This window comes from Mesorhizobium sp. WSM4841, from assembly GCF_055811515.1.
In genome coordinates this window covers 1-25,843 of sequence record NZ_JBVVQC010000032.1, presented here as the reverse complement: position 1 = coordinate 25,843, position 25,843 = coordinate 1, and the positions used below count along the sequence as shown (strand labels likewise).

Sequence of the window (25,843 nt, the reverse complement as noted above, 5' to 3'; positions counted from 1 at the left end):
ACATAAACAAATGACAGCGCGATTGGATGCATTGGGCCTGCGTCTCAGAGGGCACGACGTTTTGACGATGTCGTGATAGTGATCGAAACAACGCTGGCTGCTCAAACGGAATCCGATGCGAATTCTTGCCCTGTTTGCCGTTTCTCTCCTTGCCCAGTTTGCAATGTCGCTCGCCGCGCATACCGGCGACGTCGCCGAGCTTGAAATCCTCGGCTTCACTGGGGATGGCGGCATCTTCGCCTTCGAGGAATATGGTGTCCAGGACGGGTCGGGATTCCCCTATGCCAATCGCTATTACATCGACACGGCCGACGACAGTTTTCTCAAGGGCACGCCGATCAGGGTGCGGCTTGACAACGAGAACGCAACGCTCGACGCGGCGCGCCTTGCAGCTCGGCAGAAAGGCGAAGCTATCATCAAGCAGGCGGAATTGACCGCGAATCGCGGCATCACCGCCGGGTTCAACCCGGTGACCGAACTTTCGGCCGATCCGTTCCGCATGGTGGTCAACCCGCGGCCGATCTTTTCGCCGGTCGATGATCCGCTCGAGTTCCGGCTCGACGAGATCGGTATGAACGACACGGAAGCCTGCCAGAGCCTCGGCGAGATCAACGGCTTTCGTTTGCTGCGCATCGAGGCGAAAGACGGCGGCAAGACTGAGCTTCTGCACGAAGACAAGTCGATCCCTAAGAGCAGAGGCTGCCCGAACGGCTATCGGATCGGCGCGGTGCAGACATTTTCCATCCAGGGCCTCAGCGCCTATGCCGTGCTGATCGCGGTGCGCCAGTACGGCTTCGAAGGGCCGGACTATCGCTGGATCGCGGTGACCGGCCGGCTGTGACGCCGCTCCCCGCCATACACAACCGACTGGATCGTATCGGCAAGGCTTGCCATCGCCGCGCGCCGCGGTTTGCGGCGCCCTGCTGTGGGGCGCAGCGATGGGCGCCAGCGCGCTTGCCAATCTGCTGTTGGACGACTGGGAGACTCCGGCAAAGATCCGCCTCGTCTCGTTGCTCTATGCGGCCGGCGGAGCGCTCGCTTTTCCGGTTGGCCTGTTCCTGGCGCGGCTTGTCTCGCTCGGACGGCATTGGCAAGTTGCCTTGGCGGCCGCGTTTGTCTGCCTTCTTGCCGCTACGATCGGCCCCACCGGTGGGCTCTTTGCGCTGCAATACCGTTCCTACTATGCCCAGTGGCATGAACCTGCACTGACCATCGCCTGGTCCATCCAGTTCGTGCACACCGTGGCGACGGCGTTCTATCAATTCATCGTTCTGGGCATCCGGCTTTATTTTCCGCTCGGTTTCATCGCGCTAGCTCTCGCCAGCATCTGGTTTGCGCGGCAGCAGCGTTGAGCATTTTGTCCGGCTCTGTTAGGACGCGGGCGAATGCCCTCGCAAGTCAGGACTGACGGATGATTCCTCGCTACTCCCAGCCGGAAATGGTGGCCATCTGGTCGCCCGAAACCCGGTTCCGCATCTGGTTCGAGATCGAGGCCTACGCTTGCGACGCCCTGGCCGAGCTCGGCGTGATCCCGAAGGAGGCCGCCAAGACCATCTGGGAAAAGGGCGGGGCCGCGAAATTCGACGTCGAGGCCATCGACGAGATCGAGCGCGTGACCAAGCACGACGTCATCGCCTTCCTCACCCATCTCAGCGAATTCGTCGGGCCGGATGCCCGCTTCATCCATCAGGGCATGACATCCTCGGACGTTCTCGACACCTGCTTTGCCGTGCAGCTCACCCGCGCCAGCGACATCCTTCTGGCCGACATCGACGGCCTGCTTGCGGCGCTCAAGCGCCGCGCTTTCGAACACAAGGACACAATCACCATCGGCCGCAGCCACGGCATCCATGCCGAGCCGACCACCTTCGGCGTCAAGCTGGCGCAGGCCTATGCCGAATTCTCGCGCTGCCGCGAGCGACTGGTGCACGCGCGTGAGGATATTGCGACGTGCGCCATATCAGGTGCTGTCGGCACCTTCGCCAACATCGATCCCTATGTCGAAGAGCATGTGGCGAAGAAACTCGGATTGAAGCCGGAGCCGGTGTCGACGCAGGTGATCCCGCGCGACCGCCACGCGATGTTCTTCGCGACACTCGGTGTCATCGCATCGTCGATCGAACGGCTGGCGATCGAGATCCGCCATCTGCAGCGCACCGAGGTGCTGGAGGCGGAAGAGTATTTTTCGCCCGGACAGAAAGGCTCGTCGGCGATGCCGCACAAGCGTAACCCGGTGCTTACCGAAAACCTCACCGGGCTTGCGCGCATGGTGCGTTCCTTCGCGCTACCGGCGATGGAGAACGTGGCGCTCTGGCACGAGCGCGATATCTCGCATTCGTCGGTCGAGCGCATGATCGGCCCGGATGCGACCGTGACGCTCGATTTCGCACTGTCGCGGCTGACCAGTGTCATCGACAGATTGCTCGTCTATCCCGACAACATGCTGAAGAACATGAACAAGTTCCGCGGCCTTGTGCATTCGCAGCGTGTGCTACTGGCGCTGACCCAGGCCGGTGTCAGCCGTGAGGACGCCTACCGGCTGGTGCAGAGAAACGCCATGAAAGTGTGGGAGCAAGGCGCTGATTTCCTTGAGGAACTTTTGGCTGACAAAGAGGTCACCGCAGCCTTGCCCGAAGCCGAGATTCGTGAAAAATTCGACCTCGGCTATCATACCAAGCATGTCGACACGATCTTCAAGCGTGTGTTCGGGGAAGCGTGATGATTTCCGCGGCTGGAGAATTCGATTTTCTCGCCCTGCCAGGACGCGGCAATTCCGGGCCGGATCATTGGATGTCGCATTGGTGCCGGGCGTTCCCCAATTCGAGCCGCGTGCTGCAGGCCGAATGGGACAGGCCGACCCCCGAGGACTGGATTGGCCGGGTGGACGCAGCGATTGCCGCGGCACCTCGGCGCGTGGTGCTGCTTGCGCACTCACTGGCGGTGGCGACGGCGGTGAAGTGGGCGGCCAGCGCCAGCGAAAGCCAACTCAACAAGGTTGCGGGCGCGTTGCTGGTTGCCGCAACCAATGTCGACGACCCTGATCCTTCCTTCGACCTGGTTCGCCCTTTTGCGCCGATGCCGCTGAAACGCTTGCCGTTTCCGACCCTGGTGGTGGCCAGCCGTACCGATCCGCGCGTCACCTTCGACCAGGCGACCGCCTTCGCCGCCGCCTGGGGCGCGGACCTCGCCGACGCCGGCGATCTCGGCCATATGGGCAACGAAACCCGCCTCGGCCTTTGGCCGGCGGGCCTGCTCATGCTCGGCCGCTTGTTGGAAAAGGCCCGGCTCTAACAGGCTTCCAGAACGCTCAAGCCTTGCCGGGAGCGGTCCTGATCACCGTTCCCCATGGATCCTCGCGGGTGGTTGCCTCAGTCACATTATCGGAACGCATTTCGACCCAGGCCAGGCCGGACCGGGAAGAATCGCGACGGCCGGCGCCGGCGCTCTGCCACGAATTGGCGCCGATGTGGTGGTGGTAGCCGCCTGACGACAGGAATACCGCCGCGCTACCATATTTCGCCACCGTGTCGAAGCCGAACTCCTGGTGCCACCAGGCCTCGGCGTCTTCCGGGCGACCGACGCGCAGATGGACGTGGCCGATAATGCTGTTGTCCGGCATGCCATGCCAGCCGGCATCGCCGGCCGGCACGTCGGCGACGACCGACGAAATATTCAGCCGTTCGGTCGCCATCGCTATCTTGTCGCCATTCCACTTCCAGTCCTCATGGCGGCGGTCGGCATAGATCTCTATGCCGTTGCCTTCAGGATCGGTCAGGTAAAGTGCCTCGCTGACCAGATGGTCCGATGCGCCTTCAATGCCGATCTTGTTGGCGATGGCATGGTTGATCCAGCGCCCGAGATCGGTCCGGCTGGGCAGCAGGAAGGCTGTGTGGAAGAGGCCGGCGCTGCGCGAATCGTCGGGCTTCGCCGCTGCATCCGCCTCGATGTCGAGCAAGGGACGATTGGCGGCGCCCAGCGTGATCGTGCCGCCGGCGCGGCTCAGTTCCCGCAGACCGACGACGTTGCGATAGTAAGCGGCCAGGCTTTCGGCATTCCGCGCGCGCAACCCGACGCGGGCAACGCTGACCGGGGTCGTGGCGGCAAAAGGCAGTTCGCTCATCAAAGTCTCCGTTTGGGCGGCCTTCGACGAGATCCCAAAAGCCAGGAGCCCGGCGCCACCTACCATTGTACGTCGTGTCAGGTCCAAATCCGGGTTCTCATTTACACGGCTGTTTCTTCCCGATGACAGATCGTCGATCGCGATCGTTCACACAAGACGGCAAAAAGCGAACATGGTGTTCACTATTTGTGAGCAATCGCACCGATTAGACCCTGTTTTGCGCATGATCTTGTCCAAAAACCGCTTCACACTTTTTGGGATCATGCACGGTTGCACGAAACCGTGTCCCTCGCTACATGCGCGCCATGAAAGTCAGGGATGCAGACATTCTCATCGTGCCGGGCTACACCAATTCCGGGCCTGACCATTGGCAGAGCCGCTGGCAATCGAAATTGTCGACGGCGCGCCGTGTCGAGCAGGCGGAATGGTCGAAGCCGGTGCGCGAAGACTGGACGGCGAGCGTGGCGAAGGCGGTCAACGAGGCAGAACGACCGGTCGTTATCGTCGCGCATTCGCTCGGCGTCGCCGCCGTTGTCCAGGCAATGCCGCAGTTCCGGCGTCTGGTCGCCGGAGCCTTCTTCGTGGCGCCGCCCGACGTCGCCAATCCCAAGATAAAACCCAGGCACCTGATGACCTTCGGTCCCTACCCGCGCGAGCCGCTGGCATTTCCCTCGGTGGTGATCGCCAGCCGCAACGATCCGTTCTGCATGTTCGATGTGGCCGAGGACATTGCCGGCGCCTGGGGCTCGCTGTTCATCGATGCCGGCGATGCTGGCCATCTCAATGCGGATTCCGGCTTCGGCCCATGGCCCGAAGGATCGATGACTTTTGCGAAATTTCTGACCGACCTTTAGGGGCCGATCGAGTCCCTCACGCTCTTCAGCAGGGTCTTTGCCCCCAGACCGATCAGCGCATGCTCGGAACCCATCGCCAGCAGCCGATAGCCCATCGACACCACACGGCCGGCGATGGCCGGCTCGATGACGTAGATTGCAGCATGCTTGCCGGCCTTGCGTGTCCGCTCGGCGATCGAGGCAACAGTTTCCATCATGCTTTCGAGCGTCGAGTTGACGGCGGCGCCGTTCGACCAGGCAATCGAGAAATCCGATGGGCCAAGGAAGATGCCATCGATACCCGGCGTGTCGAGGATGCCGTCGAGCGCATCGAGGGCGGCGCGCGTTTCGACCATGGCGAAGGCCATGGTGCGCTCGTTGCTGTCGCGCAGCCAGTCGGCATAGTCGCCCTTGCCATGACGCGGAAAGGCATAGGTCGGGCCCCAGGAGCGCTCGCCGAGTGGCGGGTACTTCATGGCGGCGGCAAACAGCCGCGCGTCCGCCACCGAATTCACCATCGGCGCAATCACCGCCTCGGCGCCGAAATCGAGCGCGCGGCTGGCCATGTCGAAACGGCCGACCGGAATGCGCACCAGCGCCGGTTTGTTGGCGGCCAGCACCGGCCCAAGGCCGCGCAGCACGCTGTCCTCGTGATGTCCGCCATGCTGCATGTCGAGCGTGACGGCATCGAAACCCTGTCTGGCAAGAATCTCGACCGTCAGGGCATCAGGCACGCCAGACCATGCGGTGCACAACGTTTCATCGGCCGCAAGGCGTGACTTCAGGGACATGGGCGCCTTCCTTATTCGCTCGCATCGGCCCAAAAAATCGGAAAGCCCGATGCGAGGACTCAAAGTTTTAGAGCGTACTTTGTGCGTCCGAATGGATGCATGTCGCTCTAATGCAGTTCAGCCGGAAACGACCGCAAAGGCAAAGAAAAACCGCCTGGAGAGACCAGGCGGTCGATTGGTCCAGTGAGTCAATTGGCTCAGAGCAAGGATCAGGTGTTCTTGATCTGCTCGATTGCCTGCGCCATCAGGTCGTCCATGGTGCGGCGAATCTGATGGTCCGACTGGGCGACCCCGGCTTCGTCGAAATCCTTGCGGATCTTGCGGAAAACGTCGTGATCGCCGGCTTCCTCGATGTCGGCGAGGACGACCTGGCTGGCATAGGCTTCGGCGTCGGCCCCGGCCTTGCCGAGCTTTTCGGCGGCCCACAGGCCGAGCGCCTTGTTGCGGCGGGCCGAAGCCTTGAACCGGAGTTCCTCGTCGATTACGAACTTGCGCTCGAAGCCCTCCTCGCGATCTTTCATGCTGCTCATGGCATCCCTCCGGTCAAATCCGATTCGTTGGCAGTCGAAATATGTGTATTGCCGCAGCACAAACCAAAAGCCCGCGGGCCGGTCAATATGGTATGTCACTTGCTGCGCTGCGGCATTTCATTCCGGAAAGCGGTGATTGAAAGGATTTGCCGATTGAGCAAACAGTGTGATTGGGATAGACACCGGCATTGAACCCCTACCGTTGCCGCACTAATTTAGGCAAACGGACAGGAACTGGTCGCATGCCGCCTGCCCGGAAATCCAGAGAAAAGATCAGATGAAAAATCGCCGCCGCATTTATGAAGGCAAGGCCAAGATCCTCTATGAGGGACCTGAGCCGGGAACACTGATCCAATTCTTCAAGGACGACGCGACCGCTTTTAACAAAAAGAAGCACGAAATCGTCGATGGCAAAGGCGTGCTCAACAACCGCATTTCCGAGCACATCTTCAACCATCTCAACCGGATGGGCATTCCGACCCATTTCATCCGCCGGCTCAACATGCGCGAGCAGCTGATCAAGGAAGTCGAGATCATCCCGCTCGAGGTGGTGGTGCGTAACGTGGCTGCCGGTTCGCTGGCCAAGCGTCTCGGCATCGAGGAAGGCACCGTGCTGCCGCGCTCGATCATCGAATTCTATTACAAGGCCGACGCGCTCGACGACCCGATGGTGTCTGAAGAGCACATCACCGCTTTCGGCTGGGCGAGCCCGCAGGAGATCGACGACGTCATGGCGCTGGCCATCCGCGTCAACGACTTCCTTTCAGGCCTGTTCATGGGCGTCGGCATCCAGCTCGTCGACTTCAAGATCGAATGCGGCCGGCTGTTCGAAGGCGACATGATGCGCATCGTCGTTGCCGACGAGATCTCGCCGGACTCCTGCCGTCTGTGGGACGTGGCGACGCAGGACAAGCTCGACAAGGATCGTTTCCGCCGCGACATGGGTGGTCTCGTCGAAGCCTATCAGGAAGTCGCCCGCCGCCTTGGCATCATGAACGAGAACGAGCCGCCGCGCCCCGCCGGGCCGGTGCTCGTCGCCTCGACCGATGGCGTCAAAGGCAAGCCGCACTGAGTTTTTTGCCGCGCAATACTTCGAACAGGAGCATGTCCAGCGTGATCAAGGCCCGCATTACCGTAACCCTCAAGAACGGCGTGCTCGACCCGCAAGGCAAGGCGATCGAACATGCGCTGTCCGGAATGGGCTTTGACGGCGTCGGCCAGGTGCGGCAGGGCAAGGTCTTCGACGTCGAGCTTGCGGAGAGCGACAAGGCCAAGGCGGAGGCCGATCTCAAAGCCATGTGCGACAAGCTTCTGGCGAACACGGTGATTGAGAACTATAGTGTGGCCATTACCTGAGGTTGTGCCGGAGGGCAGATGGCCGAGCTTGATGGAAGCTTGATATTTGAAGTCCTCAGGTCCATTCAGTCGCGGCTGGACAGGATGGATTTGACGCTCGGGGAGGTAAGGTCCGAACTCGGCTCCATCCGCGGCCACCTCATTGCCACCGAGGGTGACGTGAAGAACATCTACTGCGTGCTGGCTCGCGAGGACGAGTGCCTGGAACATATTGAACGGCGCTTAGACCTGCGCGAACTTGCCGAAGCCCAGAGGCCTTACGAACCAAAATGAAATCAGCCGTCGTCCTCCTGCCAGGCCTCAACCGTGACCGCGACATGATCGCGGCGCTGACCAAGATTTCGGGAACGCCACCGGTCACCGTCTGGCAGACCGACACCGAAATCCCCGACGTCGACCTGATCACCATTCCCGGCGGCTTTTCCTTCGGCGACTATCTGCGCTGCGGCGCCATTGCCGCGCGCATGCCGGTGATGCGGGCGGTCGCCGAAAAGGCGGCCAAGGGTGTCATGGTCATCGGCGTCTGCAACGGCTTCCAAATCCTGGTCGAGGCCGGGCTGCTGCCGGGCGCCTTGATGCGCAACACATCGCTGAAATTCGTCTGCCGGCAAGTCAAGCTGCAGATCGCCAACGCGAACACGATGTTCACCCGCCGCTATCAGCCGGGCCAGATCATCCGCTCGCCGGTGGCGCATCACGACGGCAATTACTTTGCCGACGCCGAGACGCTTCGCAGGCTCGAAGGCGAAGGCCAGGTCGTGTTCCGCTATGCGGAAGGCACCAATCCCAACGGCTCGATAAACGACATTGCCGGCATCATCAACGGCCAGGGCAATGTGCTCGGCCTGATGCCGCATCCCGAGAACCTGATCGAAGCGGCGCATGGCGGCAGCGACGGCCGGGCACTGTTCGAAAGTGCCCTCGGCATCGCCGCTTGATATCTTCGGCGCTCATCCCTTTTCCGAACTCGAAATAGGCGCCGCCTGACCATGAGACAGACGATTGCCCGCCTCGCTCTCGTCGCCACCGTCGGCCTTGTGCTCGCCTCCTGCCAATCGAAGCCGAAGAACGCGCCGGCGGCTTCGGGTAAGAGCGCGGCACTGCTTGCCATGGAACAGGTGGCGATCGCCGCCCACAAATGCTGGATCGCCAGCAAGGATCCCGCCTTCAAGCCCTATCAGATGGCCAATGAGCTGAATTCATTCACCGGCACACCGCGCTTCCTGCTGGTCCCAGCCAAGCACTATGGCGGAAAGCCGTTGCTGGTCGTGCAGGCGCAAGGCAATTCACGCCGCGTCGACGTCTACGGTCCGCTGATGAACGAGCCGCTCGGTGAACGCATCGGTTCGGACATCGCGCGCTGGCAAACAGGCAATCCGGCCTGCGGTGCGGCTGCGTAGCGTCACGGCCCGCTTGCTGCAGATCGCCAGCCTGGTGGGCCTGCCGATATACCACGCCGCTATTCGAGACGGGGGCACGCGAGACGCATTCTCAGTCCCAGAACGGCCTCAGACCCTCACGATGGGCATCGGCGCGCGAGATGCCGATGTCCTTGAGCTGATCGTCGGTCATTTCCAGCAAGACCAGACGGCTGCGCCTGCGATCCAGCAGGCTGCCGATCCGGTTTGCGAGTGACTGGACCGTGCGCACCAGGCGGCGGATGTAGCCTTGCCGGCCTCCGGGCAATTCAGCTCTCGTGTAACGGATTGTATCTATTGCAGCCATTTTCTTGCCACCAGAATTCGAGATTGTACCTTTTTATTGCGAAATCGATATGTATTGACTCTCAATTCGGTGCAATATAGAAAATTGTCACCATGACAAATTGGCTTCCCGACCTTAAGTCCGGCTCCGGACCCCTGTATCAACGGCTTGCAGATTCCATTGAAACGGACATCGACCGCGGCGTGATCGATGCGGGGGCAAAACTGCCGCCGCAGCGCGATCTGGCATACGACATCGGCACGACCGTCGGCACGGTTGGCCGGGCCTACCAATTGCTGCGCGAGCGGGGGCTGGTGAGCGGCGAAGTCGGACGCGGAACCTATGTCCTGGGCCGGCATGACACCAAAACCGATCTGTTGGCGCCCGATCCGCAGGTGGAAGGCACGCGCTCTATCGATGCGCCTCTCGGCAAGCTGCGCTTCGACAGCACGGCCGCGCCTGATATTGGCCAGGGCGACATTGTCGCCGATGTGCTCTCGCGTGCGGCGCAGGACCATCCGTATGAGATTTCAAGCTATACGCGGGATTTTCCCGACCGCTGGTCCGAGGCCGGCTGCAACTGGCTGTCGCGGAATTCGTTTCGCCCAAGCTCTGCTGGGATCGTTCCGACGCTCGGCACCCATGCCGCGGTTATGGCGGCGATTGCCGCACTGACCTCACCTGGCGACTATGTCGTCTTCGAGCACCTCACCTACTCGCAGATTTCACGCAGCGCCGGCCTGATCGGCCGCCGGACCGCGCTGGTGGCGTCCGACGAGGAAGGCATCGATCCAGACGATTTCGAGCGCGTCTGCGCGCAAAAACACCCGAAAATGATGTTCTTGATGCCGACGGCCAAGAACCCCACACTGGTGACGCTGTCGGCAGCGCGGCGCGAGGCTATCGCGCGCGTCGCGCGCGAACACAATGTCGTCCTGATCGAGGACGATCTCTATGGCGATCTGACCGACGACCCGACGCCGCTCTTGGCCGAATATGCCCCCGAACGGACCATCGTTGCCGGCGGCCTGTCGAAATCCGTCGCGGCTGGTGTTCGCGGCGGCTGGCTCGCCTGTCCGCCGGCCTATCGCCACCGGATCCGGGTCGCTCACAAGATGCTGACGGGCGGCCTCCCCTTCCTGCTGGCCGAAGTGTGTAGCCGGCTGGTGCTGTCCGGCCAGGCCAGCGAGATGCGCAAGCGCAGCATCGTCGAGATCAATGCGCGCATTGCGATCGTGCGCGAGACGCTGGCCGGGTTCGACTTCAAGGCCGTGGACAATGTGCCCTTTGTCTGGCTCACCCTGCCTGATCCATGGCTTTCCGGCACGTTCAAGAATGCCTGTCTCGAACATGGCGTGCTTATCGATGATGAGGACGAGTTCAAGGCGGGCCGTTCCGAGCAGGTTTTCCACGGCGTGCGTTTCGGCGTTTCACAGCCGAGTCGGCGAGAGGACATCGCGGGCGGCGTCGGCGCGATGAGGCGGCTTCTGGACGAAGGCCGTGCCGGTTACGACAGTTTCTCCTGAGTCAGCTTGAAACCTGCGGATCGAGTAGCGATCTTTCGCTGGTTGCTGCCCCTGTGGCTTTCCATCGTTTTTCGTCGCTTGATGGGTGTATCGGCCTTCGCGCTTGCGATAAGAGGGGACTCGATCCCAAGGATATAAATTGCCGCCCATGACCATTTCCAATTCCGTGCCGATCACTCCGGAACTCATTGCCGCGCACGGGCTGAAGCCCGACGAATATCAGCGCATCCTCGACCTGGTCGGGCGCGAGCCGAGCTTTACCGAGCTCGGCATCTTTTCGGCGATGTGGAACGAGCACTGCTCCTACAAATCCTCGAAAAAGTGGCTGCGCACGCTGCCGACCACCGGGCCGCAGGTCATCCAGGGGCCGGGCGAGAATGCCGGCGTGGTCGATATCGGCGACGGCGACTGCGTCATTTTCAAGATGGAGAGCCACAACCACCCCTCCTACATCGAGCCCTATCAGGGTGCGGCGACCGGCGTTGGCGGCATCCTGCGCGATGTCTTCACCATGGGCGCGCGGCCGATCGCGGCGATGAATGCGCTGCGCTTCGGTGCGCCGGATCATCCCAAGACCAGGCACCTCGTCGCTGGCGTGGTTGCCGGCGTTGGCGGCTACGGCAATTCCTTCGGCGTGCCGACGGTCGGCGGTGAGGTCAATTTCGACGCGCGCTACAATGGCAACATCCTGGTCAACGCCTTCGCGGCGGGGCTTGCCAAGACCGATGCCATCTTCCTGTCGGAAGCCAAGGGCGTCGGCCTGCCGGTCGTCTATCTCGGCGCCAAGACCGGCCGCGACGGTGTCGGCGGCGCCACCATGGCCTCGGCCGAGTTCGACGACAAGATCGACGAGAAGCGGCCCACCGTTCAGGTCGGCGATCCCTTCACCGAAAAATGCCTGCTCGAAGCCTGCCTCGAACTGATGGCGTCCGGTGCCGTCATCGCCATCCAGGACATGGGTGCTGCTGGTCTCACCTGCTCGGCGGTCGAGATGGGCGCCAAGGGCGACCTCGGCATCGAGCTCGACCTCGACAAGGTGCCGGTGCGCGAGGAGCGCATGAGCGCCTATGAGATGATGCTGTCGGAGAGCCAGGAGCGCATGCTGATGGTGCTGCGCCCCGAAAAGGAAAAGGAAGCCGAGGCGATCTTCCACAAATGGGGCCTCGACTTCGCCATTGTCGGCAAGACCACCGACGATCTGCGCTTTCGCGTGCTGCACCAGGGCGACGAGGTCGCCAACCTGCCGATCAAGGACCTTGGCGACCAGGCGCCGGAATATGACCGTCCCTGGGCCGAACCGAAGAAGCCGGTGCCCCTGGCTGCCAGCGATGCACCACAAGCCGACGTCGCCGAGGCGCTGCTGAAACTGCTCGGCGGACCCGACCTGTCATCGCGCCGCTGGGTATGGGAGCAGTACGACACGCTGATCCAGGGCAATTCGCTGCAGCTTCCGGGCGGCGATGCCGGCGTGGTGCGCGTCGAAGGTCATCCGACCAAAGCGCTCGCCTTCTCCTCCGACGTGACGCCGCGCTATTGCGAGGCCGATCCTTACGAGGGCGGCAAGCAGGCGGTGGCCGAGTGCTGGCGTAATCTTACCGCCACCGGCGCCCTGCCGCTCGCCGCCACCGACAATCTCAATTTCGGCAACCCGGAACGGCCCGAGATCATGGGCCAGCTGGTCGGCGCCGTGAAAGGCATTGGCGACGCCTGCCGCGCGCTCGGCTTCCCGATCGTTTCCGGCAATGTCTCACTCTACAACGAAACCAACGGACGAGGCATTTTGCCGACGCCGACGATCGGCGGCGTCGGGCTGATCGCCGACTGGTCCAAGATGGCGCGGATCGGCTTTGCCGCCGAGGGCCAGATGATCCTGCTGGTCGGCGCGCCATCCATGTGGGGAACGCATCTCGCCCAGTCAGCCTACATGCGCGACATTCATGGCCGCACCGACGGCCCGCCACCGCCGGTCGACCTCGACCATGAAAAGCGCGTCGGCGACCATGTGCGCACCCTGATCGACTCCGGCGTCGTTACCGCGGCGCACGACGTTTCCGATGGTGGCATTGCTGTCGCGCTGGCCGAGATGGCGATGGCGTCCGGCATCGGCGCAACCGTCCCCGGCCTGGTCGGGACCGATCCGATCCCGGTCTGGTTCGGCGAGGATCAGGGCCGCTATCTCTTGACGCTGTCGATCGATCCGCAAAGCAAGGAATGGGACGCCATTCGCGAACAGCAGAGCAAGCTCGGTATTTTTGCGCCGTGGATCGGCTCGACCGGCGGTAGTAACCTGAAACTCGGCGAGGCACGGGCGATCCCTATCGGCGAATTGACCGCTGCCCATGAATCCTGGTTTCCTCGCTTCATGGCAAATGAGGTCGTGGACCCCTGACATGATCGAGTGGGGTCGTTTGGGTGTGGTTCATCCGCCATTTCGATCATATCTATGAGATCACGACCTGAACAAGGAATCCTCGCATGGCAATGGACGCGCACGACATCGAAAGGCTGATCAAGGAAGGCATTCCGGACGCCAAGGTGACGATCCGCGACCTGGCCGGTGACGGCGACCATTATGCGGCCGAGGTGGTGGCCGAAAGCTTTCGCGGCAAAAGCCGCGTCCAGCAGCATCAGATGGTCTATGACGCGCTGAAGGGCAATATGGGCGGCGTGCTGCACGCGCTCGCTTTGCAGACCAGTGTGCCGGACTGAGCTTCGGCGTCCAACCCCTCGTTACTTTTTCGACGGCAATCATTGGCCCTACCGGATAGTTTCCGCCGGCCATCATCCTCTCGCCATTCGACAGCGCCGAGACCACTCCGTCGAAGAAAAGCGCGTTGGGACAGTGCAGCGCATTGCGGAACAGGCGCGCAAAGCTGCCGAGACTGACTTGCGAGCACCAGATCGCGATTGCCTGAGCCACCAGATCAAGGCCAGAGTAACGAGCACAATGCCAATCAGGATTGCCGCGCCATCTCGCCCTGTTATCGCTTCCTTGGGAAAACAGCTGGCCGATGCTCTTGGCCCAATATCAAGCCATCCTTTTGCGCCATTTGCGTGACGATGCGGCAAACGTCTTGTTTCAGGCAACCTATGGGTTTATTTGAAAGGGTATGTTTCGAGCCCGACTCCCGCTGGCATGAAAGGATTCTCTATGAGCGGTATCAACGACTACATCGACAGCGAAGTGAAGGGCAACGACGTCGTCCTTTTCATGAAGGGCACGCCCGGTTTCCCGCAATGCGGGTTTTCCGGTCAAGTCGTGCAGATCCTCGACTACATCGGAGCCGACTACAAGGGCGTCGACGTGCTGACCTCGGCCGAGCTGCGGCAAGGTATAAAGGAATATTCCAACTGGCCGACGATCCCTCAGCTCTACGTCAAGGGTGAGTTCGTCGGCGGCTGCGACATCATCCGCGAGATGTTCCAGGCTGGCGAACTGCAGACGTTCCTCGTCGAAAAGGGCGTCAGCGTCAAAGGCGCCGCCTGACGAACATTTAGGGCACTTCGCCAAGCTGATTATCTCCCCGGTATCGGGGCACAAGACGAATGAATGCGCCGGTGCGCCGGCGCTTTTTCGTTTGAAGATCGGACTTTGCCGTGGATCAGCATGCAGAAGCGCAGCAACAGGCAAGCACCTTGCCCATTCCGCGCTGGGAATTCATCGCGCTGTGCGCGGCGTTGATGGCGCTCAACTCGCTGGCCATCGACATCATGCTGCCGGCGCTGCAGCAGATCGGCGCTTCGCTGGGCGTGGAAAATGAAAACCATCGCCAATATGTGATTGCCGCCTATATTCTCGGCTTTGGCGGCGGACAGCTCTTCTTCGGACCGATCTCGGACCGCTTCGGACGCCGCGCTCCGCTCGTCGTCGGACTGGTTATCTACGTCGCAGCGGCGGCTGCTGCGGCCATCGCCCCATCATTCGCTATTCTTCTTCTGTGCAGGCTGGTGCAAGGCATTGGTGCGGCCGCTACACGCGTCATCGCCGTCTCGATCGTGCGCGACACCTTCGACGGCCGGCGCATGGCCGAAGTCATGTCGCTGATCTTCATGGTGTTCATGGCAATTCCGGTAGTGGCGCCAGGCATCGGCCAGTTCATCATGCTGTTTGCCTCCTGGCACTGGATCTTCATCACAATGGCGGCAGGCGCACTGGTCGTCTCAGCCTGGTCGCTGCTGCGGCTGCCGGAAACGCTGCATCCCGAATATCGCCGGCCGCTGACGGCTTCATCCGTCCTTGGCGGTTTCCGCATCGTTCTGACCAATCGCATCGCGCTCTGCTACGCCTTTGCCAGCACCTTCATCTTCGCGGCCATGTTCGGCTTCATCGCCTCGGCACAGCAGATTTATGTCGATGTGTTCAAAGTCGGCGAGATGTTCCCGGTGATTTTCGCAGGGATCGCCGGCGTGCTCTCCTTTTCGAGCTATCTGAATTCGCGCCTTGTCGGCCGCATCGGCATGCGCCGCCTGTCGCAAAGCGCGCTGCTCTTGTTTCTGGCCATCAGCCTCGCCTGGCTGGTCGTTTCCATCCAAATGAAGATGCCGCTCTGGCTTTTCATCACCTTCTTTGCCTGCACGATGGTCCCGTTCGGCGCACTCGGCGCGAATTTCAACGCGCTCGCCATGGAGCCGCTCGGCCAATTGGCCGGGACAGCGTCGTCCATTCTGGGCTTCATGCAGACCTTCCTCGGCGGCGTGCTCGGCACGCTGATCGGCCAAGCCTTCAACGGCACGGTGACGCCCTTGGCCGCCGGATTCTGCAGCGTGTCGCTTGGCGCATTGGTGATGGTGCTGATCGCCGAGCGCGGCAGGTTCTTCCAGCCGCAAAACCCGCCGGTTTAATGCACATTGCCGGACACGCTTTAGGATGCACCCCCACTCGCTGCTGTGAAGCGAGGGAACAGCGTACGCCCTGCGATCGCTCCCCCCATGCTGTCCGAAACGGGCAGTGGCAGGGCCTTATCGAGAGCATCGAGGACGGAAGCCACGAAGGCCCGGTTGAGGGTGTCATCATTCCCTAAACGGGAGAAGGTGGCGCGAGGCTTGCCGATAAGTGTGCCGTTTCGGCGAATTGAGAACTGCAGCGTCAGGGTCATGCCCGCGGTTCCGGGCGGCGGCTCCCAACAGGCGAAGATCGCGGAGAACATCTCATCTATGGTGTCGACGGGATCGGGACTGCGACATGCGCGTTCCTGCGATCTTGCCGCGTTCGGACCGGCAACCAAGGCAAGGGCAAGGACCAGTGCGACAATTGCGAACCGAGATTTCATCTCGGGTCTCCGGTTTCGCGCGGACAAATGTAATCGAATTTTCGACGAAAGCCTTCATCGAGTATCAGCGCGTCGCATGAATCCCTTCAGACGTCAGCGTCGATAACGGCGAGCGCCGCGTCGATGCCCTTGCCGACCGTGAGTTCCTGGCCCAAAGTATTCATCGCGCCGCCAAGTGCCGTCAGCGCCGCGATCGCATAGATCGGCTGGGCGGTCGGGCCCATATGGCCGATGCGTGTCAGCTTGCCCAATGTTCCGCCGCGGCCCGACGAAAACATCACGCCGTAGCGGGCGCGCGCGGCCTGGCGAACCGCCGTCTCATCGATGCCTTCGGGCGTCCGGACGGCGGTCGTGATCGGCGATGCGATATTGTCGCTGGCGGCCCAGATCGACAGACCCATGCCGGCGACGCCGGCGCGCATGGCCTTGGCGGTGAGCGCGTGGCGCGCCCACACCGCCGCCGGGCCCTCGTTGAGATAGAGGTCGAGCGCGACGTCGAGCCCGTTCATCTCCGCCACGGACGGCGTGAATGGAAACGGCTTGTCCTTCGACCAAGCATGCTCCCAGTCGACGATGCTGAGCATCGACGCGCGTGGCGCCAGTGGATTTGCCTTCATCTTGGCCCAGGCGCGCTCGCTGACGCCCATCATCGTCAGGCCGGGAGGTGCGCCGAGGCATTTGTTCGGGCCGGTGACATAGATGTCGGCCTTGCAGTCCTCAGGATGCGTTTTCATGCCGCCGAAGGACGAAACGGCGTCGACGATCAGATAGACGCCATGCGCCGAAACCAGCGCGCCGATGGCGTCGATCGGGTTGATGGTGCCCGACGGCGTGTCGTGGTGGCAGACGGAAACGATGGTGATTTCCGGATGCGCTTCCAGCATTGCCGCAACCGCCTGCGGGTCGATCGCCTCATTATAGGGCACCTCGATTTCGAGCAGACGCGGCGAATAGCGCTTCGCCCAATAGCCAAATCCCTTGCCATAGACTCCCGAGACAAGGTTGAGCACGACGTCGTCGGGCGTGATAAGCGAGGCTGCGGCGGCCTCCAGGCCAAGGACCGGCTCGCCATGGAGAATGACCGGCTTGTTCGACAGCCGCATTGCCTTCTGCGCCTTGTCGACCACCGCCTCGTAAAAGAGCTGGAACGCCGGGTCGTAGTCGTAGAGCACGGTGCGGCCGAGGCCGCGTAGCACGTCGGCATAGGCGTTCACCGGCCCGGCGGTGAGCGTGATGACCGGTTCGGCGTGTTCGAAATAGCGCATGGTCTTTGTCTCCGCATTGGCGGCGGTCAGCCGTAGAATTGCGTGCCGGTCCGATAGGTTTGAAGTTATCCATGTCGTGCGAATACATCAGCTCGGCGCCGGCGAGCTTCTTCACCTTGCGCATCGAATTGAAGGCCGCCTAGCACGACGTTTCAAGGCTCTTCTGCGTGTAGGCCGCGTCGATGGTGAACATGATCGGCTTGCGCTTGGGACCGGATCTATCCCGCACGGCCTATTCCGCCCAGAGTTCCCGGCGCAGTTCGCGCCAGCTTGCTTCGTCCGGTGCGACAAGAAGGCCACCGCCGACATGCGAAGGCCGATAGGTGCTGCCGTCGAAACGCGCCGCGTAACCACCTGCCTCGGCATGGATCAGCACACCAGCCAGATGATCCCACGGCATCAGCTTGTTGTAGACGACAAAGTGGGCGTGGCCGCTCGCCAGCAGGCGGTATTCGTGTGCCGCGCAGCGATAGCCGAATTGCGACAAGGACTTCGTCTGGTTGCGCGCCAGCCGTGACCGTTCCGGCTCGGGCATATATTGCCAGGAAACCGCGCCGGTCATTTGCGAGATCGGCGCAGGCTCGGCGACATGCACCTTCTCCAAAGTGCCATGCGCATGCCGTATGTGGCTGCCAGCACCCCTGGCGCCGATCAGCCAGTCCTCGCCGATGGGATCGTGAATGATGCCGGCGACGGTCTCGCCCTTCACCACGACGCCCAGCATGACGCCGAACAGCGGCACGCCTGAGGCGAAATTGAAAGTGCCGTCGACGGGATCGATGACGAAGGCGAGATCGGCTTCGCCGAGGCCCTGGAGGAGCGCCGGGTCGTCGGAGCAGGCTTCCTCGCCGACGATCATCGCCTGGGGGTAGCGCTCACGCAGCCTGACGGTGATGAGCCGCTCGGCACTCACATCGGCCTCCGTCACCAGATCGGCTGCCGAGGTCTTCTGGCGGATGTCGCCCTCATCCAGCCGGCGAAAGCGCGGCATGATCTCGGCAATGGCGGCGTCGGATAGAAGCTTGGCGAGCCAGTCGATCGCGGTATCGTCAAATGTCATTGGGGATGTCTTGCCGTGTCAGGGTTTCATTGAGTGCGGCGAAATCGAAGAGTTTGCGATCGAGCAGATGCGAGGGCCGCACGTTGGTCATGGCGTGGATCATCGTGTCCTTGCGGCCGGGCATGCGCTTTTCCAAGTCGTCGAGCATCGCCTTCATCGCATTGCGCTGCAGGCCGTCCTGGCTGCCGCACAGATCGCACGGGATGATCGGGAACTTCATGGCGCCGGCGAATTTTTCGAGATCGGCCTCGGCGCAATAGGCGAGCGGCCGTAGCACCATGACGTCGCCGTCGTCGTTGAGCAGTTTTGGCGGCATGGCGGCGAGGCGCCCGCCATGGAACAGGTTCATGAAAAAGGTTTCGAGAATGTCTTCGCGGTGGTGGCCGAGCACCAAAGCCGAGCAGCCCTCCTCCCGTGCGATGCGGTAGAGATGGCCGCGCCTGAGCCGCGAGCACAGCGAACAGTAGGTGCTGCCCTGGGGAAGCTTGTCGGTCACCACCGAATAGGTGTCCTGATATTCGATGCGGTGCGCAATGGCGTATGCGTTGAGATAATCGGGCAGAATGTGTTTCGGAAAGTTCGGCTGGCCCTGGTCGAGATTGCAGGCCAACAGGTCGACCGGCAGCAGCCCGCGCCATTTGAGGTCGAGCAGCACAGCGAGCAGGCCGTAGGAATCCTTGCCGCCAGACAAGGCGACCAGCCAGCGATCGCCGGGCCTGACCATCGAAAAATCGTCGATCGCCTGACGGGCGTGACGCAGCAGCCGCTTGCGCAGCTTGTTGAATTCGACGGAGGACGGCACATCGGCAAACAGCGGATGAAAGCCGCCTGCGGCATCAGCGATCGGTTCGATTGTTTCTGGCAGCATGTTCATGGCGCGGCGGCCCCAAAAGTCCTTGTTGCTGCCCGGAGTAGCGCATCGGCCCGAAAATCGAAATCGATTTTCAGAACTCCAAAGAAAAGGCCGCCTCGAGGGCGGCCTTCGATGATGTCGCAGATGAAGAAAATCGATCAGCGCGAATAGAATTCCACGACCAGGTTCGGTTCCATCTGCACGGCGAAGGGAACATCTGACAGGCCGGGGATGCGCCCGAAGGTCGCGGTCATCTTGTTATGATCGACCTCGATGTAATCAGGCACGTCGCGCTCGGCCAAGCCTACCGATTCCAGGACGATCACCAGCTGCTTCGACTTTTCGCGCACTTCGATGACGTCGCCCGGCTTGCAGCGGTATGAGCCGATGTTGACGCGCTTGCCGTTGACATTGATGTGGCCGTGATTGACGAACTGGCGAGCGGCAAAAATGGTCGGCACGAACTTGGCGCGGTAGACGACCGCGTCGAGACGCGATTCGAGCAGGCCGATCAGGTTCTCCGAGGTGTCGCCCTTGCGGCGGTCCGCCTCTTCATAGACCTTGCGGAACTGCTTTTCCGAAACGTCGCCGTAGTGACCCTTCAGCTTCTGCTTGGCACGCAGCTGCAGGCCGAAATCGGAAAGCTTGCCCTTGCGGCGCTGGCCGTGCTGGCCGGGACCGTATTCGCGCTTGTTGACCGGGGATTTCGGGCGGCCCCAGATGTTTTCGCCGAGACGGCGGTCGATCTTGTATTTCGCGGATTCGCGCTTGCTCATCGCATTCCCTTTCAAAACAACAGACCCGGAACCTCATGGTCCGGGTGAAGGAAACGCGCCCTCCTCTGGCCCCCGTTTTCGAGACCTGACAGGGTTTTCCCACGCAACGCGGCGGAAGACCCACGGGACACGTCATTCTAGACAAGACTCCGGAAAGAATAGAGCGGCTTTCCAAACGCCTTGCGCACATAAAAAGAAGCCACCGGACGCTGAGGCCCGGTGTTGGTGGGCTGATTAGACGGAGATTTAACTGGTGTCAAGCTTGCAGCGGCTGGCGTTGGTGATGGCAGGCGGTCCTCGACGTTGAATGCAGTGCTCGATGGCATTTGCGCCGGAGCCGGCGCAGGCCAGGCATTGGCGCGGACACAAACATCACAAGTTATGCCGCATCGTGGTCATCGCAAGGTCATCCGCTACAAGGTACGGCGCGGCCACCGGGCCTGGTAGCACCGGCTTTGTGTTTGACCGCTGGTTGGTCAAACGTGGACCCGGAAACGACCGCCCATTGGGGGTGCGCCCAGTCGGACACGCGGCAGGCTAGTGTTTCGATTTCTTCTCGGGCAGGCCCTTACGCTTGGTCTCGGCGAATTCCTCGAGCTGCTTTTCACTCATGGATTTGTACATTCCCTTCGAAGGGCCTTTGAGTTCGCTCTTTTTGGTTTCGCCACGCTTGGCGGACAATGCCGCGCCGGCGGCTTTCTGCTGGGCCTTTGATGTGGCTGGCATGATCGTTTCTCCCGTCTTGCAATGAGGGAAAAACGCACCGGTCCGGGTGATGTTCCCAGATATCAGGAAATCGCCAGCCCAAACCCCTGCATCAGGCGGCGAGTCGGGAAATCAACCCTCTTTGAGGTGAAGACGGCAAGATCGGCGCCTTCCGGCAACGCCTCGCCGCCATTCCTGGCCTCGGTGTCCGCGAGCAGCGAGAGCGCCCGTCGCGCGATCGCCTCGGCAGGATCGAGCCAATCGACCGGCCAAGGTGCCGTCTTGCGCATGCGGTTGGCCAGAAAAGGGTAATGGGTGCAGGCAAGCACGACGATGTCGGTCCGCAGCTCATCATGTGCGACGAAGCATGGCGCGATTTCGGCACGCACGGCCTCTTCATCGACGAAGCCCTCACGCATATAGACCTCGGCCAGTCCCGCCAGATTGTCGCTGCCAACGAGCCGGACATGGCATTTCTGCGCCCATTTGCCGATCAGGTCGCGCGTATACTGGCGCTTGACGGTGCCGGGCGTCGCCAGCACCGAAACCAGCCCGGAGCGCGTGCGTTCCGCCGCCGGCTTGATCGCCGGCACCGTGCCGACGAAAGGATGGCCGGGAAATCTTTCGCGCAACGCATCGATGACCAGCGTCGAGGCGGTATTGCAGGCGATGACCGAAATGGCCGGCGAAAAACGGTCGAGCAGCTTGCCGAACAGTTCCAGTATATGCGCCCTCAGTGCCGGCTCCTCCCAAGCGCCATAGGGGAAAGCCGCGTCGTCGGCGACATAGACGAATCGGCGGTCGGGCATCAGCACGCGCGCTTCGCGCAGCACCGTCAGGCCGCCGATGCCGGAATCGAACATCAGGATCGGGCGGGCGTTTGAGAGATCGGTCATTGTCATTCAGGAAAGGGAGCTGGGGAGAGAAGGCTGGCCTAGGCTTAGGCCAATGATGCGTTTTACCTGGCACGGTTCTATCTGCAACCATCATGGCCTTGATGCGGCGAGATGATCACACAAGGCCCCGCTTGCCGAAGCCGCCGGACCGCGGCCGGCTGTTTGGCAGAGACGCAGGTTGAGATGCAGGATGGTTCGACGGCGCCGGTGCGGCGCGCATGGCGTACGCCGGAGCCTGGGCCGTCACGCCGGCGGCCGACTCTGAATGGGGCGCCCGGCCGCCGCGCAACGGCCTGGGAGGGTCGAGATCATCGAAACTTAGGGAAGACGCCATATCCGCAAAGCTGTCCCCCGCCGGCTTGGCCGCCAAGATGACCGCCCAGAGCCCGACGAGAGCGAGTCCCAGCAGGTTAAGGCCGGAATGCGAATCTTCGCCGTCGAATTTCACGACAAGAACAGTGCCGGCCTGCAGAATCGCAAACAGGGCCGAGAACACAATGTATGACCAAAGGATCCATTTGGGTCCTTGCGCGTCGCGGCTTCGACGCCGGGCGAAATTCGCGCGGAACAGCACGATCACCAGCGAAGCGACGAGAACGGCCGCGGCCAGCCCTTCCCTGGAAGGACCAGGTTTCGAATTGGCCAATCCCTCGATGCCGATGGTCGATACGATGCAAAGCACAAATGTCACAATTTCCGCAACCAGCAGGGCCGCGGAATAGAAGAAAAAGCGAAGACGACCGATATTTGAGTTAAACATCCGAGGATCCACCCTTCGCCGGACGATGGATCATATCGAATAAAATTCAGTTACTGGTGAAGCAGCCGTTCTCACGATCGGTTCTATTCTTTGTCTGTCACCTTGCGGGCGCGTGCCGCCGCTGCCGGAAGCCGTCTTGGATCATCGCCCGGCGATCCGTCGCCGCGCGGCATGGCCGGCGAGAACCTGTCCAGCGATGATATTATGCCGCGCAGCACCTTGAGCTCCGGCTCGGCGAAGCCGGCGCGCGTCAGCACCGCCCGCAGATTGTCGACCATCTTCGGCTTCTTCGGCGCCGGGCGGAAATAGCCGCGCGCTTCGAGCGCGCCTTCCAGGTACGCGAACAGGCCGTGCAATTGTTCCTTGGTCGCCGGCATCATGTCGGGGCTGGAAAAATTGGTTTTCGTCTCATCTTCCAAGCCCGACTTCATCCATTCATAAGACATCAGCAGGGCCGCCTGGGCGATGTTGAGCGAAGAGAAGGCGGGATCGACCGGGAAGGTGACGATCTCGTCGGCCAGGCCGACCTCGTCATTGTAGAGCCCGAACCGCTCGCGGCCGAACAGGATGCCGGTGCGCTGTCCGGATCGCTGGCGCGCTCTCAGCGCCCTGCCCGCCTCGACCGGTCCGCGCACCGGCTTGAAATTATCGCGCGCGCGCGCCGTGGTGGCGAAGACGAAATTCAGGTCGGCGACCGCCGAGGCCAGATCGTCGAATACTCTAGCGGCATCGATGACATGGTCGGCGCGGCTCGCGGCGGCGCGCGCCTTGTCGCTCGGCCAGCCGTCGCGCGGATTGACGAGGCGCAGTTCGGCAAGGCCGAAGTTCGCCATGGCGCGCGCGACCATGCCGATATTCTCGCCGAGCTGCGGCTCGACCAGGATGATCGCCGGGCCTGCGGCAGGAGGGATGTCGTTGCTGGCTTGCATGGGTGTCAATGAACTGCTGTTTGCGGCATTTCAGCGTCCCCTGCCATATCCGGCCGCGAAAATGAAGCTTTGGTAAGGAACGCCCGATGCCAGGGGCGAGCCCGCTGGCGCGGATCGCCGTTTGCGCGGCCAAAAATGCTTTGATATACGGGCGCATCCCCGGCCAAAGCCATGCGGGCAAGGCCGTTACGATCCCCAACAATGAGGCATTCTTTCCATGGCGAAGATCAAGGTGGCGAACCCGGTCGTCGAACTCGACGGCGACGAGATGACCCGCATCATCTGGCAGTTCATCAAGGACAAGCTGATCCACCCCTATCTCGACCTCGAACTTGAATACTATGACCTCGGCGTCGAGCACCGCGACGCCACCAACGATCAGGTGACCATCGATTCGGCCAACGCCATCAAGAAACATGGCGTCGGCGTGAAATGCGCGACGATCACGCCCGACGAGCAGCGCGTCGAAGAATTCAAGCTGAAGAAGATGTGGAAGTCGCCGAACGGCACCATCCGCAACATCCTCGGCGGCACCATCTTTCGCGAGCCGATCATCATGAAGAACGTGCCGCGGCTGGTGCCCGGCTGGACCAAGCCGATCATCGTCGGCCGTCATGCCTTCGGCGACCAGTACCGCGCCACCGACTTCCGCTTTCCCGGCAAGGGCAAGCTGACGATCAAGTTCGTCGGCGAGGACGGCACGGTGATCGAGCATGATGTGTTCGATGCGCCGGCCGCCGGCGTCGCCATGGCCATGTACAATCTCGACGAGTCGATCCGTGAGTTCGCCCGCGCCTCGCTGAATTACGGCCTGCTGCGCAATTATCCGGTCTACCTCTCGACCAAGAACACCATCCTCAAGGCCTATGACGGCCGCTTCAAGGACATTTTCCAGGAAGTCTACGAGGCTGAGTTCGAAGCCGAATTCAAGGCGAAAAAGATCTGGTACGAGCACCGGCTGATCGACGACATGGTCGCCTCCAGCCTGAAATGGTCGGGCGGCTATGTCTGGGCCTGCAAGAATTATGATGGCGACGTGCAGTCGGACACGGTGGCGCAAGGTTTTGGGTCGCTCGGCCTGATGACCTCGGTGCTGATGACGCCGGACGGCAAGACGGTGGAGGCGGAGGCCGCGCACGGCACCGTCACCCGCCACTATCGCCAGCATCAGAAGGGCGAGGAAACCTCGACCAATTCGATCGCCTCGATCTTCGCCTGGACCCGGGGCCTCACCCATCGCGCCAAGCTCGACGACAATGCCGAGCTGAAGCGCTTTGCCGAGACGCTGGAAAAAGTTTGCATTCAGACCGTCGAGGCCGGCTTCATGACCAAGGATCTGTCGCTGCTGATCGGTCCCGACCAGCCATGGCTTTCGACCACCGGCTTCCTCGACAAGATCGACGAAAATCTGCAGAAGGCGATGGCCTGACGCATGACCCTGAAAATCGGAATCATTTTCGGACAAGATCATGCGCAAAATCAAAGTGCTACAGCGTCCTTTGCGCGTCTGAAAAGACGCGCGGCGCAGTAGTGAGCGTCATGGCCAAACCCGTCGTCTACGGGGCGGACTACAGCGTCTACGTGCGAATCGTCCGCCTCGTGCTCGAGGAAAAAGGCATCGACTACGAACTTGTGCCGGTCGACATCTTTGCGGCGGGTGGCATTCCGGGCTGGTATTTCGACCATCACCCGTTCGGCCGCATCCCTGCCTTCGAGCACGACGGGTTCCGCCTCTACGAGACCAGCGCGATTGCCTGCTATGTCGACGAGGCTTTCGACGGACCGGCGTTGCAGCCAGTCGAAGCCCGACCTCACGCAACCATGAACCAGATCATCGGCATGCTCGACGCCTATGCCTATCGGGCCATGGTCTGGGATGTCGCCGTCGAGCGGCTGGAGAAAAAGGGCGCCCGACGAGGCTTTGATCGCCAATGGGCTTCGGCAGGCGAGAACGACACTACAGGCGCTCTCATCGCTGAAGGCCGAGGGGCCATGGCTGTTGGGAGCGGAACTGACGCTCGCCGACCTGCATGCAGCACCCATCATCGGCTATTTCGTCAAGGTCGCGGAGGGGCAAAAGCTGCTGGCCGAATTTCCAGATATTCGGGACTGGTTCGCGCTCATCGCCGGGCGGGAGAGCTTTTCGAAGACCGAAAAGGCTGAATGAACCGCTGCGCGAGGTATGGCAACTTTGGCCAGAACTTGGGTTCCTCGCCCCGCTTGCGGCGAGAGGTGGCTCGGCGAAGCCGAGACGGAGAGGGGAAATCGGCACACCCAGCCTCGAACGTCTTTCATACGTCCGACACAGGCTTTCTTTTCGTCTGATTGCGCAGGCCCCCTCTCCGGCCGCGGAGCCTGTCCTCGGGCTTGCCAAAGGCAAGATCCGTGGGCGGCCACCTTGTATGGGGCTTTCGCTGTCAAGGGGCCTTTTCAAGGCGGCCATCCCTTTGTTCGACGGTTTGGCGGCCA

General features: G+C 61.8%; 29 protein-coding genes and 1 pseudogene. 17 read left to right on the top strand and 13 right to left on the bottom strand.

Annotation, left to right across the window (positions count from 1 at the left end):
• Nucleotides 1–115 precede the first annotated feature (115 nt).
• From AC0L14_RS27905 to AC0L14_RS27890, 4 genes are read left to right on the top strand one after another with little or no spacing between them, the layout of a single operon-like run.
• Nucleotides 116–841, top strand: coding sequence for a DUF2259 domain-containing protein (locus tag AC0L14_RS27905; RefSeq protein ID WP_473528257.1), 726 nt, complete (start codon nt 116–118; stop codon nt 839–841).
• A gap of 46 nt (nt 842–887) precedes the next feature.
• Nucleotides 888–1,352, top strand: a complete 465-nt coding sequence (locus AC0L14_RS27900) for a hypothetical protein (protein WP_473528258.1) — start codon at nt 888–890, stop codon at nt 1,350–1,352.
• Nucleotides 1,353–1,411: 59 nt separating this feature from the next.
• Nucleotides 1,412–2,719 (top strand): adenylosuccinate lyase, encoded by a 1,308-nt coding sequence (gene purB, locus AC0L14_RS27895; protein WP_473528259.1) that lies wholly within the window; start codon nt 1,412–1,414, stop codon nt 2,717–2,719.
• Nucleotides 2,719–3,291, top strand: coding sequence for an RBBP9/YdeN family alpha/beta hydrolase (locus tag AC0L14_RS27890; protein ID WP_473487924.1), 573 nt, complete (start codon nt 2,719–2,721; stop codon nt 3,289–3,291). The genes purB and AC0L14_RS27890 overlap by 1 nt, the downstream gene beginning before the upstream one ends.
• A 16-nt stretch (nt 3,292–3,307) precedes the next feature.
• Here AC0L14_RS27890 and AC0L14_RS27885 read toward each other — a convergent pair whose 3' ends face one another.
• Nucleotides 3,308–4,120, bottom strand: a complete 813-nt coding sequence (locus AC0L14_RS27885; protein ID WP_473751432.1) for a VOC family protein — start codon at nt 4,118–4,120, stop codon at nt 3,308–3,310.
• A gap of 305 nt (nt 4,121–4,425) precedes the next feature.
• Between AC0L14_RS27885 and AC0L14_RS27880 the strand changes: the two genes are divergently transcribed.
• Nucleotides 4,426–4,974, top strand: coding sequence for an RBBP9/YdeN family alpha/beta hydrolase (locus AC0L14_RS27880; RefSeq protein ID WP_473528262.1), 549 nt, complete (start codon nt 4,426–4,428; stop codon nt 4,972–4,974).
• Here AC0L14_RS27880 and AC0L14_RS27875 read toward each other — a convergent pair.
• Together AC0L14_RS27875 and AC0L14_RS27870 are read right to left on the bottom strand one after the other, a co-directional pair.
• The gene (locus AC0L14_RS27875) at nt 4,971–5,744 is read right to left on the bottom strand and encodes an HpcH/HpaI aldolase family protein (protein WP_473528263.1); all 774 of its coding nucleotides are present in this window, start codon (nt 5,742–5,744) and stop codon (nt 4,971–4,973) included. The genes AC0L14_RS27880 and AC0L14_RS27875 overlap by 4 nt on opposite strands.
• 209 nt (nt 5,745–5,953) lie before the next feature.
• Nucleotides 5,954–6,274, bottom strand: coding sequence for a DUF1476 domain-containing protein (locus AC0L14_RS27870; RefSeq protein WP_473751431.1), 321 nt, complete (start codon nt 6,272–6,274; stop codon nt 5,954–5,956).
• A gap of 277 nt (nt 6,275–6,551) precedes the next feature.
• Between AC0L14_RS27870 and purC the strand changes: the two genes are divergently transcribed.
• From purC to AC0L14_RS27845, 5 genes are read left to right on the top strand one after another with little or no spacing between them, the layout of a single operon-like run.
• Nucleotides 6,552–7,346, top strand: coding sequence for a phosphoribosylaminoimidazolesuccinocarboxamide synthase (gene purC / locus AC0L14_RS27865; protein WP_023674725.1), 795 nt, complete (start codon nt 6,552–6,554; stop codon nt 7,344–7,346).
• A 41-nt stretch (nt 7,347–7,387) separates the two neighbouring features.
• A complete protein-coding gene (gene purS, locus AC0L14_RS27860) occupies nt 7,388–7,630 on the top strand; it encodes a phosphoribosylformylglycinamidine synthase subunit PurS (RefSeq protein WP_023798246.1) in 243 nt (80 codons plus the stop codon).
• Between the two features lie 18 nt (nt 7,631–7,648).
• Nucleotides 7,649–7,903 (top strand): hypothetical protein, encoded by a 255-nt coding sequence (locus AC0L14_RS27855; RefSeq protein ID WP_473487919.1) that lies wholly within the window; start codon nt 7,649–7,651, stop codon nt 7,901–7,903.
• A complete protein-coding gene (gene purQ, locus AC0L14_RS27850; RefSeq protein WP_352934825.1) occupies nt 7,900–8,568 on the top strand; it encodes a phosphoribosylformylglycinamidine synthase subunit PurQ in 669 nt (222 codons plus the stop codon). The genes AC0L14_RS27855 and purQ overlap by 4 nt, the downstream gene beginning before the upstream one ends.
• 51 nt (nt 8,569–8,619) lie before the next feature.
• On the top strand, nt 8,620–9,030 hold the full coding sequence (locus AC0L14_RS27845) for a hypothetical protein (protein ID WP_473487918.1): 411 nt from the start codon (nt 8,620–8,622) through the stop codon (nt 9,028–9,030).
• A gap of 91 nt (nt 9,031–9,121) precedes the next feature.
• On the opposite strand, the gene AC0L14_RS27840 is transcribed toward AC0L14_RS27845, so the two are convergent.
• The gene (locus tag AC0L14_RS27840) at nt 9,122–9,355 is read right to left on the bottom strand and encodes a DUF1127 domain-containing protein (protein ID WP_473528264.1); all 234 of its coding nucleotides are present in this window, start codon (nt 9,353–9,355) and stop codon (nt 9,122–9,124) included.
• 92 nt (nt 9,356–9,447) lie between these two features.
• Here AC0L14_RS27840 and AC0L14_RS27835 point away from each other — a divergent pair, with 92 nt between their 5' ends.
• From AC0L14_RS27835 to AC0L14_RS27815, 5 genes are all read left to right on the top strand, one after another.
• Nucleotides 9,448–10,860: an aminotransferase-like domain-containing protein gene (locus tag AC0L14_RS27835; RefSeq protein ID WP_473751430.1), complete on the top strand. Its 1,413-nt coding sequence runs from the start codon at nt 9,448–9,450 to the stop codon at nt 10,858–10,860.
• 148 nt (nt 10,861–11,008) lie between these two features.
• Nucleotides 11,009–13,249, top strand: coding sequence for a phosphoribosylformylglycinamidine synthase subunit PurL (gene purL, locus AC0L14_RS27830; protein WP_473751429.1), 2,241 nt, complete (start codon nt 11,009–11,011; stop codon nt 13,247–13,249).
• 86 nt (nt 13,250–13,335) lie between these two features.
• Nucleotides 13,336–13,569, top strand: a complete 234-nt coding sequence (locus AC0L14_RS27825) for a BolA/IbaG family iron-sulfur metabolism protein (protein ID WP_023674714.1) — start codon at nt 13,336–13,338, stop codon at nt 13,567–13,569.
• 442 nt (nt 13,570–14,011) lie between these two features.
• Nucleotides 14,012–14,347, top strand: coding sequence for a Grx4 family monothiol glutaredoxin (gene grxD / locus AC0L14_RS27820; protein WP_029353656.1), 336 nt, complete (start codon nt 14,012–14,014; stop codon nt 14,345–14,347).
• 110 nt (nt 14,348–14,457) lie between these two features.
• Complete coding sequence (locus AC0L14_RS27815) at nt 14,458–15,702, top strand: multidrug effflux MFS transporter (RefSeq protein WP_473751428.1); 1,245 nt, start codon at nt 14,458–14,460, stop codon at nt 15,700–15,702.
• Nucleotides 15,703–15,722: 20 nt separating this feature from the next.
• Here the strand turns inward: AC0L14_RS27815 and AC0L14_RS27810 are convergent, their stop codons facing one another.
• From AC0L14_RS27810 to AC0L14_RS27770, 9 genes are all read right to left on the bottom strand, one after another.
• The gene (locus AC0L14_RS27810) at nt 15,723–16,130 is read right to left on the bottom strand and encodes an energy transducer TonB (RefSeq protein WP_123149989.1); all 408 of its coding nucleotides are present in this window, start codon (nt 16,128–16,130) and stop codon (nt 15,723–15,725) included.
• Between the two features lie 86 nt (nt 16,131–16,216).
• Nucleotides 16,217–17,395, bottom strand: coding sequence for a pyridoxamine--pyruvate transaminase (gene ppaT, locus AC0L14_RS27805; RefSeq protein ID WP_473751427.1), 1,179 nt, complete (start codon nt 17,393–17,395; stop codon nt 16,217–16,219).
• 232 nt (nt 17,396–17,627) lie between these two features.
• The gene (locus AC0L14_RS27800; RefSeq protein WP_473751426.1) at nt 17,628–18,455 is read right to left on the bottom strand and encodes an inositol monophosphatase family protein; all 828 of its coding nucleotides are present in this window, start codon (nt 18,453–18,455) and stop codon (nt 17,628–17,630) included.
• Complete coding sequence (gene ttcA / locus AC0L14_RS27795; RefSeq protein ID WP_473487911.1) at nt 18,445–19,329, bottom strand: tRNA 2-thiocytidine(32) synthetase TtcA; 885 nt, start codon at nt 19,327–19,329, stop codon at nt 18,445–18,447. Before ttcA ends, AC0L14_RS27800 begins: the two co-directional genes overlap by 11 nt.
• Before the next feature lie 137 nt (nt 19,330–19,466).
• A complete protein-coding gene (gene rpsD, locus AC0L14_RS27790; protein WP_029353615.1) occupies nt 19,467–20,084 on the bottom strand; it encodes a 30S ribosomal protein S4 in 618 nt (205 codons plus the stop codon).
• 537 nt (nt 20,085–20,621) lie between these two features.
• A complete protein-coding gene (locus AC0L14_RS27785; RefSeq protein ID WP_095490797.1) occupies nt 20,622–20,810 on the bottom strand; it encodes a DUF3008 family protein in 189 nt (62 codons plus the stop codon).
• 62 nt (nt 20,811–20,872) lie between these two features.
• On the bottom strand, nt 20,873–21,685 hold the full coding sequence (gene murI / locus AC0L14_RS27780; protein ID WP_473637715.1) for a glutamate racemase: 813 nt from the start codon (nt 21,683–21,685) through the stop codon (nt 20,873–20,875).
• Between the two features lie 115 nt (nt 21,686–21,800).
• Nucleotides 21,801–22,457, bottom strand: coding sequence for a hypothetical protein (locus AC0L14_RS27775; RefSeq protein ID WP_473637714.1), 657 nt, complete (start codon nt 22,455–22,457; stop codon nt 21,801–21,803).
• A gap of 71 nt (nt 22,458–22,528) precedes the next feature.
• On the bottom strand, nt 22,529–23,374 hold the full coding sequence (locus tag AC0L14_RS27770) for an RNA methyltransferase (protein WP_473751425.1): 846 nt from the start codon (nt 23,372–23,374) through the stop codon (nt 22,529–22,531).
• Between the two features lie 217 nt (nt 23,375–23,591).
• Between AC0L14_RS27770 and AC0L14_RS27765 the strand changes: the two genes are divergently transcribed.
• Both AC0L14_RS27765 and AC0L14_RS27760 read left to right on the top strand, forming a co-directional pair.
• Complete coding sequence (locus AC0L14_RS27765) at nt 23,592–24,803, top strand: NADP-dependent isocitrate dehydrogenase (RefSeq protein WP_473637712.1); 1,212 nt, start codon at nt 23,592–23,594, stop codon at nt 24,801–24,803.
• Between the two features lie 110 nt (nt 24,804–24,913).
• Nucleotides 24,914–25,541, top strand: a pseudogene (locus AC0L14_RS27760) (glutathione S-transferase family protein).
• Nucleotides 25,542–25,843 lie beyond the last annotated feature (302 nt).